Origin of the sequence: Proteus sp. fly-1013, from assembly GCF_040140245.1 — a bacterium.
Taxonomy (GTDB): Bacteria; Pseudomonadota; Gammaproteobacteria; order Enterobacterales; family Enterobacteriaceae; genus Proteus; species Proteus mirabilis_B.
The window spans coordinates 87,864-103,479 of the sequence record NZ_JBEEWD010000010.1 but is presented as its reverse complement, the minus strand read 5'-3'; the positions used below and the strand labels follow the sequence as shown (position 1 = coordinate 103,479).

Annotated in this window: 11 protein-coding genes; 7 read left to right on the top strand and 4 right to left on the bottom strand. The window is 36.3% G+C overall.

Annotated elements, in window-relative coordinates; translation table 11 throughout:
* A complete protein-coding gene (fdnG, locus tag ABN236_RS17265) occupies positions 1-3,048 on the bottom strand; it encodes a formate dehydrogenase-N subunit alpha (protein ID WP_311755672.1) in 3,048 nt (1,015 codons plus the stop codon).
* Positions 3,049-3,226: 178 nt separating this feature from the next.
* On the opposite strand from fdnG, the gene fdhD reads away from it, so the two are divergent.
* Positions 3,227-4,057, top strand: coding sequence for a formate dehydrogenase accessory sulfurtransferase FdhD (gene fdhD, locus ABN236_RS17260; RefSeq protein ID WP_349474489.1), 831 nt, complete (start codon positions 3,227-3,229; stop codon positions 4,055-4,057).
* On the opposite strand, the gene ABN236_RS17255 is transcribed toward fdhD, so the two are convergent.
* The 3 genes from ABN236_RS17255 to umoA form a co-directional block, all read right to left on the bottom strand.
* The gene (locus tag ABN236_RS17255; RefSeq protein ID WP_075673726.1) at positions 4,054-4,818 is read right to left on the bottom strand and encodes a GNAT family N-acetyltransferase; all 765 of its coding nucleotides are present in this window, start codon (positions 4,816-4,818) and stop codon (positions 4,054-4,056) included. The two genes, fdhD and ABN236_RS17255, sit on opposite strands and share 4 nt — an antisense overlap.
* Before the next feature lie 35 nt (positions 4,819-4,853).
* Positions 4,854-5,717, bottom strand: a complete 864-nt coding sequence (locus tag ABN236_RS17250) for an ATP-grasp fold amidoligase family protein (RefSeq protein ID WP_349474488.1) — start codon at positions 5,715-5,717, stop codon at positions 4,854-4,856.
* Positions 5,718-5,972: 255 nt separating this feature from the next.
* On the bottom strand, positions 5,973-6,509 hold the full coding sequence (gene umoA / locus ABN236_RS17245; RefSeq protein WP_075673724.1) for a UmoA family flagellar biogenesis regulator: 537 nt from the start codon (positions 6,507-6,509) through the stop codon (positions 5,973-5,975).
* A 200-nt stretch (positions 6,510-6,709) separates the two neighbouring features.
* On the opposite strand from umoA, the gene ABN236_RS17240 reads away from it, so the two are divergent.
* The 6 genes from ABN236_RS17240 (at position 6,710) to ABN236_RS17215 (ending at position 15,433) form a co-directional block, all read left to right on the top strand.
* Positions 6,710-7,678 carry a nitrilase family protein gene (locus tag ABN236_RS17240; protein WP_349474487.1) on the top strand — a complete coding sequence of 323 codons (969 nt, stop codon included), beginning with the start codon at positions 6,710-6,712 and terminating at the stop codon, positions 7,676-7,678.
* A gap of 173 nt (positions 7,679-7,851) precedes the next feature.
* Positions 7,852-8,739: a LysR family transcriptional regulator gene (locus ABN236_RS17235; RefSeq protein WP_349474486.1), complete on the top strand. Its 888-nt coding sequence runs from the start codon at positions 7,852-7,854 to the stop codon at positions 8,737-8,739.
* Positions 8,740-9,171: 432 nt separating this feature from the next.
* Positions 9,172-9,945, top strand: coding sequence for a Slam-dependent surface lipoprotein (locus tag ABN236_RS17230; protein WP_349474485.1), 774 nt, complete (start codon positions 9,172-9,174; stop codon positions 9,943-9,945).
* A gap of 212 nt (positions 9,946-10,157) precedes the next feature.
* On the top strand, positions 10,158-11,519 hold the full coding sequence (locus tag ABN236_RS17225) for a surface lipoprotein assembly modifier (RefSeq protein ID WP_349474484.1): 1,362 nt from the start codon (positions 10,158-10,160) through the stop codon (positions 11,517-11,519).
* Positions 11,520-11,560: 41 nt separating this feature from the next.
* Positions 11,561-14,611 (top strand): TonB-dependent receptor domain-containing protein, encoded by a 3,051-nt coding sequence (locus ABN236_RS17220; protein ID WP_349474483.1) that lies wholly within the window; start codon positions 11,561-11,563, stop codon positions 14,609-14,611.
* A 27-nt stretch (positions 14,612-14,638) separates the two neighbouring features.
* A complete protein-coding gene (locus tag ABN236_RS17215; RefSeq protein WP_349474482.1) occupies positions 14,639-15,433 on the top strand; it encodes a cell envelope integrity TolA family protein in 795 nt (264 codons plus the stop codon).
* The last annotated feature ends 183 nt before the right edge of the window (positions 15,434-15,616 follow it).

Genomic DNA, 15,616 nt, shown 5'->3' with positions numbered 1-15,616 from the left:
TTACACCTTTTCCACATTAACAAGGAACGCTTTAAACTCAGGCGTTTGTGTATTCGCATCACCAACGAATGGCGTTAACGTATTCGCAATAAAGCCTTTCACTGCGACACCTTCAAAGCCCCAGTGAATAGGAATACCAATGGTATCCACTTTGCGCCCATCAACATCAAGGGTTCTAATACGTTTAGTAACCACCGCTTTAGCTTTGATATAACCACGTTTTGAGCTGACTTTTACGGTATCGCCTTGAACAATGCCTTTTTCTGCGGCTAAACGCTCACCAATTTCAATAAATTGTTGTGGCTGAATAATCGCATTTAAGCGCGCGTGTTTAGTCCAGAAGTGGAAGTGTTCTGTCAGACGATAAGTTGTACCGACATATGGGAAATCTTCTGCTTTACCCATATCTTTCCAGTCATCTTTAAAAATACGCGCTGCTGGGTTTGAAACCACATTTGGATGTAGTGGGTTAGTACCCAATGGTGTTTCAATTGGCTCATAGTGCTCAGGGAATGGACCTTCTGCCATCTTATCGATAGCAAACAGACGTCCCATACCTTCCGGCTGCATAATAAATGGACCAACATCAGAACCCGGTGCAGCGTTGCTATAGTCAGGTACATCAATACCAGTCCATTTGCTGCCATCCCATTCGATTAACTTACGTTTAGGATCCCATGGTTGACCTTGTGGGTCTGCCGATGCGCGGTTATAAATAATGCGACGGTTAAGAGGCCATGCCCATGCCCAACCTAATGTATTACCCAATCCTGATGGATCGGAGTTATCACGGTTAGCCATTTGGTTGCCTTTCTCTGTCCAGCTACCAGCGAAGATCCAACAGCCACTTGCTGTGGTACCATCATCACGTAACTGAGCGAACGAGCTAAGCAGTTGACCTTTTTTCAGAATGATATTGCCATCAGCGTCTTTTAAATCGACTAATGCTCTACCATTACTTTCTTGTGCAACTTCTGCGGATGTTGGATTATCAGGATCAAAGTAATCCCAAGTCATATTCAACACCTGCTCTGGCATCGCGCCGCCTTCTTCTCTATAGAGTTGGCGTAAACGATGGAAAATACCAGATAAAATCTCAGCATCAGGGATAGCAACACCAGGGGCATCACCACCTTTCCAGTGCCACTGTAACCAGCGACCAGAGTTAACGATAGAACCGTCTTCTTCTGCGAAACAGGTTGTTGGCAGACGGAAGACTTCTGTCTGGATATCTGCTGTTTTAACGTCGTTCTCTTCACCGTGGTTCTGCCAGAAACATGAAGTTTCAGTATTTAGCGGATCCATTGTGATAAGGAATTTCAGTTTTGATAATGAACGAACAACTTTGTTCTTATTCGGGAACGATGCAACTGGGTTAAAGCCTTGGCAGATATAGCCGTTGACTTCACCTTTATCCATCATATCGAAGTATTGTAGAACGTCGTAAGGTTTGTCCCACTTAGGTAACAGTGAGAAGCCCCAATCATTATCACGTTGAGCATTATCACCATAGAATGTCTTCATCATACTGACGAAGAATTTAGGATAATTGCCCCAGTAGTTAACTTGTCCCGGTACTGTCGCTTTTGGCGTATTCGCAGCTAAGTAGGTTTCTAATGAAGTCTGCTTTTCAGAAGGCAGAGTCATATAGCCCGGTAAGCTTTGAGATAATAGACCGAGGTCAGTTAAGCCTTGAATATTGGAGTGACCACGTAGTGCGTTAACACCGCCACCAGCCATACCCATATTACCTAACAGTAATTGGATCATTGCCATGGTACGAATGTTTTGGGCACCAACGGTATGTTGAGTCCAGCCTAATGCATACAGGAAAGACGCTGTTTTATCTTTCGCTGCTGTTTCAGCAATATATTCACAGACTTTTAGGAAATCGTCTTTTGGTGTACCACAAATCTGAGTAACTACATCAGGCGTGTAACGGCTAACGTGTTGTTTTAACAGATTCCAGACACAACGAGGATGTTGTAATGTGGTGTCGCGTTTTGCGAAACCATTTTCATCCATCTCGTAGTTCCAAGTGGTTTTATCGTATTTACGTTTTTCTGCATCATATCCGCTGAATAAACCATCATCAAAATGATAGTCTTCACGGACAATCAAGCTAGCATTGGTATAAGCCTCAACGTATTCTTTTTGATATTTCTTATTTTCGAGCAGATATAAGATAACGCCCGATAAGAACGTAATATCAGTACCAGAACGGATAGGCGTATAGAAATCCGCAACAGCCGCAGTACGGGTGAAGCGAGGATCAATAACAATGAGCTTGGCGTTATTATGGATTTTAGCTTCCATCGCCCAGCGGAATCCCACAGGGTGTGCTTCTGCCGCATTACCGCCCATAACGACGATAAGGTTGGCGTTTTTCATATCAACCCAGTGGTTGGTCATCGCACCGCGACCAAATGTTGGAGCAAGACTTGCTACCGTTGGTCCGTGTCAGACACGCGCTTGGTTATCGACAGCTAGCATCCCAAGAGCTCTTGAGAATTTCTGAGTTAAAAACCCAGTTTCATTGCTTGCTGCAGAGGCGCAAAGCATACCGGTTGTTAACCAACGGTTGACTTCTACACCTTCTTTATTGAATTTCTGGAAGTTGGCATCGCGGTCTTTTTTGATTAAGCGCGCAATACGATCAAACGTTTCTTCCCATGAGAGTTTTACCCATTTATCCGAGCCGGGTGCACGGTATTCAGGGTGTTTTAAACGACCTTCACTGTGGATGAAATCCACAAGACCAGCACCTTTAGGGCATAATGCACCACGGTTTACTGGATGGTCTGAGTCACCTTCAATATGGAATATCGTTTCTTTTGCGTTTTTCGCGCCATCGCCCAGACTATACATTAATAGTCCACAACCGACAGAACAGTACGTACAGGTATTGCGGGTTTCGCGGGCTCTCAGTAATTTATACTGACGTGAACCTGCTAGCGCAACTGCTGGTGCAAAACCGAGCGCCGCCGCTGTAGTACCTGCCATACCGCCAGCACAGATCTTAAAGAACTGTCTTCTGCTGACCTGCATGGGGTCTCTCCTCATCATACATTGCTTTTACTGACTCTGATTTTCTTCACGAAAATGGAGCTGATTGTTTTTTTATTCCTATTATCCTTAATAGGATCAGGTTCATTGCCTGATAGGTAGTGTAAAATCGTTTTACCCGTATTGTTATTATGTATTAATAAATTTAGGAATTCATCTTATGGATGAAACAAAATCGACAAAATTGTTAACTAAACGTGTAATCATTGGCGTAGATCAAACAATTGTGCAACACAAAGGATCGCTTAACAGACAAGAAGACGATTATATTGCACTCGAAGTTCCTGTTGCATTAGTGTACAACGGAATTTCTCACGTCGTTATGATGGCAAGCCCTAAAAATTTAGAGTTGTTCGCTGTCGGATTTTCTTTATCCGAAGGCATTATAGAATCTTCTAATGAAATTCGCAGTATCGAAATTGTGGAAAGTTGTAACGGAGGTATTGAAGTTCAAGTTGAATTATCAAGCCGACGTTTTATGGGATTAAAAGAGCGTCGCCGCAATATGACTGGTCGTACTGGCTGTGGTATTTGTGGTACTGAACAACTGGAAGAGATTTTCCGACCGATTACTCCGTTACCTTTTACACAAACATTTTCACTTTCAAATCTTGATAAAGCCTTAGAACAGATGACAACCGTTCAAGAAATTGGTGAGCTAACGGGTTGTACACATGCTGCTGTTTGGTTGTCGCCAGAAGGTGAAATGCAAGGGGGATGTGAAGATGTTGGTCGTCATGTCGCACTTGATAAGCTTTTAGGTATGAAAGCACAAGAAAAATGGAGTGAAGGTGCGGTATTAGTTTCGAGTCGTGCCAGTTATGAAATGGTGCAAAAAGCCGCTATGTGTGGCGCTGAGATTTTATTCGCTGTTTCTGCGGCAACCTCTTTAGCTGTTGAAGTAGCTAATAAATACAATGTGACGCTGGTGGGTTTTTGTCGTCGCGGAAGAGCAACAGTGTTTACTCATCCACAACGACTGATTGACTAATTAATATCGTGGAACATCCAAAGGTTGGGTTCAAGATAAGTACCAAATTGGTGTTGAATATCAATACTCACCGGCGCAAGCCCCATAGGAATGGCATAATCACCATTTGTTGGAAATTGTAGCGACGTCCATTGTTCCCACGTTTCTATCGGGGCTTCGATTTTCATAGACTGTGGGGCTATTTTGATAACCTTTGCACCTAATCGCCAGTGTGTCCGTATCCAAGGATCAAAAGGTTCATTATTATGATTCTGCCATTGGCAATATTCTTCAAAAGAGTGCAGTGGATAGCGGTGTTTTAATGTGGGGCGAACGGGAACCACAACACCAAGATAACCTTGTTTTCTTGCGTATACTTTTAATGCATTAATTAAAAGCTGGGGAATACCTTGGCCACGATAGCGGTTATCAACGGTTACAGATAATGCTGAAATAAGTTGGCATGGGAGCTGTTTTTCATCTGCTTGCATACCTAATTCAAATACACAATCCCAGCCATTATCAGGAAGTGCATCAAAACTGTTGTGTTCCCAAGGTAAAGCGACAGCGTTTATTACACCAACGACTTCTTCTTGATCGTTTTCTTTTAATACTGCGAGAAATTGATAATCAGAAAAAGGAGGTGCATATAAGCGATCCCAATAGCTTTCATTAACCGATGTTCCCATCATAAAAGCAGGCCAATGAGCTGCTATCATTTTTTCTGCTTTTTCGAGTAAATCAGTACGGGACTGAAAATGTGTAATTACGATATTCTTCATAGTTAATTAATTTATTAATAAACGTAGTCAGCCGATTATGACCACAATGCACCTAATTTGTAATCCCACTCTTTAGGTTTGATGGGGATACGTCCTGCATTTGGAGTAAAAGTCATTTCGCTAAAGATAAGCCTATTTTCAGACATTAAAAAATCAACTCGGCAATAATTAAAGTCATTTGCCATTTTAGCGGCTAATTGCAACATATTTTCAAATTGAGCCGGTTTTTCAACAAGTTCTGGAGTGTTGGGATCTTCTAATGTGATAGGTTGTAACTGCCAATTTGTATCATACACATTAATGTACTCATTCCCTTTGGTGTCAGAAATATCAATTTCAGCATAAAGAGGCTGACCATTAAAACAGTGAAGACGACAAGTCGTTGGTATCATTGGATTTTGTGTATCAAATAAATCAATATATTCTTCACAAAGAATTTGAGCTTTGATTTTTTTATAATGCCATTCACGAGTGACAGGATAGAGATTACGTTTTAAATGAAACTGAAGCTTTTTCTTTGCTTTTTCAAAATCAAAAGTGGCTTTATCAAGGCAGATGATTGTACTACCACTGTCATGATTACATTTGAGTACAAAACGTGAAGGAAGTTGAGTGATATCGATTTCATCAGGATGAGAATAGGTGTTAATGATAGGAACCAGATAGTGTGGGCCAATCTTTTCTATCACATAGTCTCTGACTTTGATTTTATCGGCTAAGCGCGTATAAATTGGATTTCTATCAAATAGCATACGAGCATTAATTTTTTCATTAAGCGATGTCGGTATTTTAAAGTTAGGTTGATAACCTAGGTTACGAATAAACTTGTTCTTTAAATACACACGATCAGGTAATGCGATAGTGCGAAACTGTTTGAAATAATATTCTATGATTTTCATAAGCTAATGATTATTTTAAATAGATAAGTGAAATAAAAACTAACTTTTCTTTGAATTAAACTTCTATATAAAGAAATAATTAAATTAAATAGAAATTAAGAGAATAATGTCAGTTATTGATATTCTTATATTTTTTATTTATATAAACTTAAAAAGTATTAACGTAGGTTAATATTCAAAGTACTTATTTTAATAAAAGAAAAAATGACGACATTAAGAGAGAGTTAACAAAAAGGAATATTGATTAAGAGTATATTAATTTGATGACCACTTAGTTATATGAATTGGTTTATCCCAATTATTAAAGCGTAATCCTTTGCCTGTTCTGTTTCCATGAGCATCTAATATCTCATAATACTCTTCAACGATTTGGCTACGGCCACGTTGCCATTCATTGGTTGTTGCAAAGGGATCAATTAAATAGATATCGCCGACCACGGTATATAGCTCACCTAAATAGCGAATTTTCTTCGTACTACTATTTGAATAGTGAGAAAACATAATTTGGTAGGTTTTATAGTGCTCTGGCTGACCATAAGGGCCATATTTCATTGCAATATAACGAATACCTTGAGGATCAGAATGGCTTGCACCACCCGGAACGGGCATATCTGGTGTGATATTAAAAAGAGTATATCGAGAACTTGCTGTCGGCTGTCTTAATGCTTGTCGATAGCTTTGTGTATCTAATCCAGAAGCTGGCCATGTTCTATCCACTAAGCCATCTCCCGCCAAACAGGAAACCGATAATCCTAGTAATGAAAGAATTATAAATAGGGACTTAGCAGACATAAATACTCCTTTATTGCCATTATGATGCCAGAAAATAAGGTATTTATTCCATGAAACAGAGGTGCAGAACCCTGTTATTTCTTGCTGTTATCCTATTTCATTCCAAAAGGTTATCAAAAGTAGAGAATAAGTGATTATCTTTTAAGCAATAAATACGTTTTTATATTGAGAGAAATACAGGGCTTAACAGGTAAAAACGTATGAACACACCTAAAACATTACGCGTTGCAACTGTGCAGTTTCAGCATAAAGCAAACGACAAAGCTTATAATTTAGCGAAAATTCATCAATTTATAGATAATGCAGCTAGTCAGCAGGTGGATGTATTAGTGCTTCCTGAAATGTGCATTACAGGATATTGGCACGTTCCTCAATTGCCAGAACATGCAGTCTACGCATTAAGCGAACGTGTTTCTGATAGTGAGTCTTTAGCGTTAATCAAACAAAAAGCGATAACGCATCAAATGGCGATAGGTGTTGGGCTTATTGAGCGAACAGAAGACAATACACTCTATAATACATGGGTTGTTTGTATGCCTGATGGCTCTTTGCATAAGCATCGGAAATTACATGCCTTCGAACATCCGATCATCAAAAGTGGTGAGCAATACACCGTATTTGAAACTCCTTGGGGCGTTAAAATGGGAGTATTAATTTGCTGGGATAATAACTTAGTAGAAAACGCACGCGCTAATGCATTATTAGGTGCCGATATTTTACTTGCACCTCATCAAACAGGTGGAACAAATTCACGCAGCCCACATAGTATGAAGCCTATTCCTATGACACTTTGGGAGAATCGACATCAAGATCCCAAATCATTACAAGAGGCATTTCAAGGTGAGCACGGAAGAGGCTGGTTAATGCGTTGGTTACCTGCAAGAGCGCATGATAATGGCATGTTTGTACTATTTAGTAATGGTGTAGGTCGTGATGAGGAAGAAGTTCGTACAGGGAATGCAATGATCATCGACCCTTATGGACGGATAGTAAAAGAGAGCAAAGCGATTAATGATGATATGGTGATTGCAGATATTGATCTCTCATTATTAGAAAACTCAACCGGAAGACGTTGGCTAACAGGGCGAAGACCTGAACTTTATTCGATATTAACGACAAAATTAGGAAATGAGCAAGATCCTATTTCAGTTCGATTTGGTAAAGCGTAATTCAATAAAAAACAGCTTTTATTTTGTTAGCTGTTTTTGTTTTGGTTAAAGAATAATCTCAATTTAATCTATTTGTTTTATTTATTAATATATTGGCGGTGGTTATTAATTTTATTTATTTATTCTATGTTAGAATAATAAAAGGAAAAATAAGATAGGATTAATGATTAATCATGGATACCCGTTTATTGAATGCTTTTGTTGTTTTAGCTGAAACAGAACATTTTGGTGAAGCTTCATCAAAGCTTTGTATTAGCCAACCGGCGCTAACTAAGCAGATAAAAACATTAGAATCTCAATTGGGTGTCACTCTTTTCCAGCGTGGACGTCACGGCGCAAAATTAACCCCTGAAGGACAGTATTTACTAAGCCAATCTCAATCAGTTTTAAGAGAAGCCCGTATTCTAGAAAAACAAGCTCGCCAATTGAGTGCTCCTCAAAAAGTAGAGCTGTATGCAGGATTTGGTCTGTCCTCATTAAATTTTATTACACCACTATTGGCAAAATTTAATCATGTTCATCCTGATATCACCGTTCATATTGATGATATGCCTTCTAACACAATGGAAGATAAATTACTTTTAGGTGAGCTTGATCTAGCGTTTTCACGTTTACCGGTTACAGAGCCACTAAAAAGTATTTCGTTAGTGCAAGAGCGATTGATGTTAGCCATTCCCACGCAAACTATTATGGTGCTAGAGGCTGATGATGATCCACTACACTACTTTAATACGCTTGGGCTTATTCAGTTGTCTCCTGAAAAAGGAAAAAAACTGTATCAACAAATCCATGATTTTCTGAAATATCATCAAATCAAACCTCGTGTATTACAACAATCGCAAGATATTCAAACGCAGCTAGCATTAGTTGCCGCAGGATTAGGAATGGCATTGGTACCTAAAAGTGCAGAACTTATTTGTGATAAACAAAAAGTTACTTTATTGCCACTCTCTGGTTTGTATACACAATGGGAAATAGGTGTTATTTGGAATAATAATATTCAGAATAAAGATCGTGATATTTTTATAAAAATAATTTCTGAGGAAATAAATAAAATATAATGAATGAAATAGGTTTCTAATTTTATTAATGATTATATTTATAATATATAACTTATAAGAAAGCTAAAATACCTAATAAATATTAATTAGTCTCAAAACAAATAAAGATAAATAATTGCGAGATTGTTCACAAAAATAAACATGAAATATTTGTTGATTTTTTATGTATTTAAATAAAAAATCAAAGTAAATCATTTAATTAATTTAATTCTCATAACATAAATAGGGTTAATTAAAATCTCTCTAATTAAAATGTGTTATTTACAACAAAAGAGATTTATTTAATATTACCTACGAACAACACAGCAAACTTTATATTCGTAAGTGAAGTTGGAAAGATAGATAAAATATTAATATTTCTGTAAGTGGCTACTTGTTATTTCTATTTATAATAAGTAGCCACACCCTCCAATGAATAATAAGGAAGTTATTATGAAAAAACGTAATAAATTAGTCTGCGCATTATTTATATTAATGGGCTCTCATGCAGTACATGCTGAAATTCATTCTAATCAAAGCGGGCCTTTAAACATCATGACAGTGGGAGCAAGTGATGCTGTTCAATACGGCTCTCATCAAATGCCTGGTGGAGAGCCGGGAGTTGGTATTAGCACAGTAGGAGGCGGGAAAAAAATTGGTTTTGCTTCATTAACCTCGCCAATGATGAGTAGTGGAGCGGATAGTAATGGAATTTATACTATTCAACCTAATGAAAGTACGCCTGCTAGTCATAGTGATATGGGTGTTTTCCACTTTGCCAAAATCACAGATGCTAATGTTTATTTTGGTGACTGGGCAAAAACAACATCAACGACAGATGCGACACACCAAACCTATTATGTCGGTAAAGATGTTACAACCACATTACCAACAGATAGCGCTACTTATACGGTAACGGGTATTAGTCAATATAGCGGCAGTAACTTACTTTCAGGTACGTTTGATGTTGATTTTTCACAGAAGAAAATCGAAGGTTCGCTGACTAATAGTCAACGTACGGTTGATTTAGCAGGAGGAAATCTTTATACCGCAAATAATCAAGTGACGTTTTCTGCAGATGCAAATGAAGGGTCAACATCAGGGGTTGTTGAAGGCGCTTTCTTTGGTGAAAGTGCAGAGGCGTTAGCAGGTATTGTGGTGTTTAGTTCAGATCATAAAAAAGACATTAGTTTTGGTGGTACGAAAAATAGCAGTGACAGTGAATAAATGACAGCAAGCATGGACGCTTCTTGATTTTTTCAAAAATAATATTATAGATTTATTTGGTAATACAATCGGTTAATTCTTTTTAAAGTGGTATTAGTGGTCATTACGCTAAATGTTAGCAACAGATAATCTGGTATAGGGTTATCTGTTTTTTTTTATCTAAATTAAGCCGATTTAAAGGAATTGTTCTTTTGTTTTTATAAGGATATACCATGAATTATTATCGACCTTTAATAAGAGGGTTATTGGCTTTATTGCTTATTTTATTTTCATTTAATGGGAGTGCAAAAGAGAGCCGTGACAAGCCATTTTATTATCTTGAAACAACGAATACAGCTGAAATTGGTCAGCAACTTTATCACTATTTGCAACAACAACAGTGGCAAAAAGCAGAAAGATTATTGCTTTATTATCAACAACAATCTCAACATGAAGTATTACTTGTTAATTACGCAAAGGCGTTATTGGCACAAAATAAAGGTGATTTTTTAAACGCTGAATTTTATTATCAGCAACAACTTAAGCAAAAATCCGATTTTATCCCAGCCCAAACAGGATTAATTCAACTTTATTTTCATTTACGAGAATATAAAAAAGCACAGCAACAACTTAATCAACTGAGCAATATCGTTGATTTATCTAAAAATATTATCCAGTCTATTGAGTTTTATAAGGTTAAGTTAGCCTCTTATTTTCAAGGCCAACGTTTCTATCAACTTGGCTTTTTTTATGATGATAATATTAACCATGCACCTTACTTATCTGAAAAAATTATTTCTCAATCAACCCAAGGAAAAACGACGCTAAGAGGTGCAAAACCTATTGCATCTACAGGAATTACTCATTATTTTTCTTTTTATCAACCTTTTATTATTTATTCTCATCATACTTTTTCTTCTTATACTTATGCTCGATATATAGATTATCATTCTCACCGTAACGCCAATTTTTTTGCATTATATACACAACTGGGTTATCGCTATCAAAAACCGCAATATCAGTGGTCAATAATACCTTATTACGAAATAAAATCATCACGGGAACAATATGAATATCAAGCGTGGGGAAATGAAACACAGTTTTCTTATTTTATTAATAAAAAGCAAACTATTAATTTAAGTTTTGATTATAAAATAAAGAAATATCAAAAAGCGTTAAATAATTTAAATAGTAAGCGAGTAAGTTATAGTACTTACCATAACTATTATTTTAATAATAGAATGCAGTTAGTTAATCAATTAAATTATCAGTTAGATCGTAAAAAAAATACTTTATTAAATTATCAGTTGTATGGTATAAAAACTGGCGTTTATTATCCATTATCAGTGAATTGGCATATCTCTCTTTTTTTACAGTATCAATTTAAATATTTTAATAACTATAACCCTTTATTAAAAAAGAGAAGAAAAGATAATGGTTTTATTTTTACAGCTAATATTAAAAATAAATCACCTTTTATTTTAGGGTTTTATCCCACAATAGAATTACGTTATACCCGAAGATTAAGCAATGTGGATTGGTTATATCAATATCAGCAACATGAAGTGTTATTTAAATTAGAAAAACAATTTTAATTAAATAAGTGACTTCCTTTATTAATTGAATAGGTAAAACAATGCATGTAATGCTTTTTAAAAAGCGAAAAATTGTTTCAATCTTCGTTTCTCTATCGCTATATTCTCCTTGCTTTTATCTGCAAGCCAAAGAAGATAAAACCGATCTTGGTCATATTCAAATTTCTGATAATAAAGAAAAAGATAAACAGGGTTATTCACACGTTTATGAGAAAGATGTTTCTAATGTTTATTTAGGAAAAGAGCTATTAGAGCGTTATCAAGGCGTTTCTCCCGCTGATTTACTAAAAAGCGCCATTGGTGTTTATAGTGGCGAAGCGCGTAATGGTGGGGCGCTTGATCCTAATATTCGAGGTATTCAAGGGCAAGGTCGGATACCTGTTACTGTCGATGGGACCGAGCAGGCAATTACTGTTTATCGAGGTTATAGTGGTGCATCTAATCGTAACTATATTGATTCTAATCTGATTAGCAGTATCTATATTGAAAAAGGTCCCTCATTAACACCTGATATGAAAACGGGTATTGGTGGGGGTATTGCAGTAAAAACTTTAGATATTCGAGATATTGTACCTATTGGTGATTCTTTTGGGATTAATTTTAAAGGAGATATTAGTAATAACTCTACACGGTATAAAGAAGTTTATACAAATATGATTGAAGATTACCGCTATTACCCAAAATTTTACCAGCAAAATGCTTACATTATTGATCCTGCTTTAGAAATAACCCCTCAAAAAAGTAAAGTACAAAATTTTCAAGATTATTCATTTCGACTTGGGGTGGGATTTGAAGAAGAAAATTTTAACTTATTATTTGCTTACGCACTACGAGAAAAAGGAAATTACTTTGCAGGAAAAAGAAATGCCAAAAAATATAGTGAGAATAATAAAGACTTATTAGAATCCGTTCATGTAAGGGATGGAACAAGAAATTTTGAGCCTTATTTACCTTTTATTGCTCATATTTATCGTCCTGATAATGAAGTCCCTAATACCTCTAATCGTAGTCGTTCTCTTTTAGTTAAAGGAACATTATTCCCTGAATCAACACATCGTTTTTCAATTAACTATCGATACACAGATTTGCTGTTTGGCGATATTATGCCATCACGCCTAAGTTGGGTTCGTTATGATAAAAATTTAGTCAATCAGTGGCCTCTGGGAAATATTACACAACAAGCAGGAATATTAACTTATCAATATAAACCAGAAGATAAAAAAACAGATTTACTATTAAGACTATGGGGCAATTTAACTACAGGTCATACTAATACACGAGGAGGAAAACCAAGGGAGCCAAAACAAGTTGACTCATTTTCTAGTAGAAATACACAATGGGATCTCAGTTATGAAACTGGATTTATTGATACATCTTCTCTTTATCAAGAGAACAATCGCTATGGTATTGATATATCCTCGATATTTAAATTATCACCTCAATTTTCTATTTCATTTTCTAGTAATTATCAATTTGAAAAATTAGACAGTGATGAATTAGAAGTACCAGCCGGTTTTGATTTTGTTACCTCAGGGCGAGCAGGGCAACGTCATGAAATTAATTTAGCCCTTTCCACTGATTGGAAGCCGTTTTCTTGGTTAGCTATTACTGCGGGTGGCAAATACCATTATTATCATTTAACAGATACTTTTTTAAATAATAAGCGACGGAATAACGTAAAAGGTTATGAGAAAACTCCCTCTATTAGAGGATATTTAGTAAGTTATAAAAGAACATTGACACAGGAAGAGTGTTATTTAGTTGGCACTCTATGTGGAATTACGGAACAACAGTTACCAGAAAAATATAAAAGAGTAATAAGAGATCCTGAACTTAGAGAAAAAAGAAGGATAGTACAAGAGTATAAATTAACTCATCCAGAGTATGAAAAACTACCTGGTAATATAAAAAAAGAAATTAATCGTATAATAAAAATTTCAAAACAAATGCATTTTGAAAATAGAACATATCTCCGTGATGAGAAAGGGAATATTGTTTTTAACTCTACTACTATGAGACCAATGAAAACGGAATTATTATATTGGGGTCTTGATGAAGATGGAGAGTTATTAAAAAGCAATAATATTTTGTTAAACGGTTATCTTAATATGGATGAAAAAGTAGCTCACCCAATTACAGGTAATTTAGTTAATAAATATGAAATGGGGGTTTCTAGTCCTACACCTATCTATCTTGATGATGATAAAGATAAATTTGCACCAGAGCCCAGTTATCATCATGGTGCATTTTCACCCTTAGTGTCTGCGACGGTATATGCCAACGATATATTGCGTTTTTATGGACGTTATACCGAACAACTACGGTTACCTAATCTATTTGAAAATACCAGTGGCTTTTCTGGGTCAAAAGCGCGTTATTACGGTTTTAAATTAAAACCCGAACGTGCAAAAAGTACTGAGTTAGGTGTTGTGTTTGATTTGACAGATTGGCTAAATGTGGAGCACCATGCCGATATTAAAATTAATTATTTTCGTACCAATATTGAAAATGTGTTTGATAGAGATACGAACTGGCAAATTAGGCAATTTGAAAAGCAAATATTAGAGGGATTAGAGGTTCAAGCTCGCTTTGATAATGGTTTTATTTTTATGGATACAGCTTTAGTTTATAGCCATAAAAATAAAGTATGTGATAGAAATGCTTTCAGTAACTACGATCCTTCAGGGTTATTAGGTGTTAAACAATGTATGACGGGTGGTTATCCCGGTGGTTTTTTACGTACCTCTATTCAACCTAAATATTCGGTTAATTTACATTTAGGGACTCGTTGGTTAGATAATAAATTAGAAATTGGTAGTCGCTGGCTTTATTCATCAGAAGTGGAAAATAAAGATGAAAAATGGCTAAAAGAAAAATTACCACGAGAAATGTACGGTCAAAATAATAATCCAATGCGTTGGGCAAAAGTCTTTACCGTTGATGCTTATATTAACTATCAATATAGCCCTAATTTATCTTTTGAAATAACGGGCAGTAATTTATTAAACGAATACTACATTGATCCTTTAACGCGATCAGGTATGCCTGCACCGGGAAGAACATTCCGATTAGGTGTGACTGCACAATTTTAATTAAAAGAGAGTAAGGAGCTTTTATTTATGTTGGCACTTTCTGTCAGGCATCCGTTTAATATTTATTATTGGCTGATTGGCATATCGTTAGTTTATATCGGCGTATTAAGTTGGGTGTTACGTTCACTTTCTATGACAGAAAGTGCGCACCATATTCATCAGCAACAAGAAAATACATTATCCGTTTACCAAGTGGTATTTTCACCTCCTCAACAATCAACAGTCGTGCCGGAACCTTTAGTGGAAACGGAACAACAAGAAACGCCCATTGTTTTACCCATTGCCGAAAAAGGGGAGTTTGTTGAAGCACCAAAGAAAATACCTGAAAAAATAAAAGAAAAGCCTATACCTATAAAACCAATTACACCTGTAAAAAAACAGGTGGTGCAAGAAAAAGTAGAGCCGATAAAACAGCGTGATTTAGAAAGCCAAGTAGCGCAAACGACTTCAGAAGCATCGGCAGAAAGCGTAACGCAACATACGGCAAGCTCGTTAGCAGGAAGAAGTCATGCATTAAGCGAGAAAGGAATAGGGCAAGGCGAATCTGATAATCACTATATTAGTTCACTGCGTCGAGAAATAGAGCGCCATAAACGTTATCCATCACAAGCACGTCGCATGCAACATGAAGGTCAGGTGGTGGTGAGCTTTTCACTAACCTCTGAAGGTGCGATTTCAAGGGTTGAGATAGAAAGTACCTCGGGTATTTCCTCTCTTGATAATGCGGCTATTGCTGCGGTTAAACGTGTAAAGCCCATAGGCCCTAAACCTGAAAACCTATTGAATCCTTTGATTGTTTCATTAGATTTTCAATTAAATTAATAAAATAACGGAAACACCTGAGTACAACTTGGACTTGGGTGTTTTTTTATAAAGTTGTTTTTGTGCGCTCATTCTCACTTTTCCGATCACAAACCCATAAATCCTTATTGTTAATGATATTGATTATGATTAACATTAATAATTACATTTATTGTTTAAAGTAAAGATTATTTACTTGGAAAG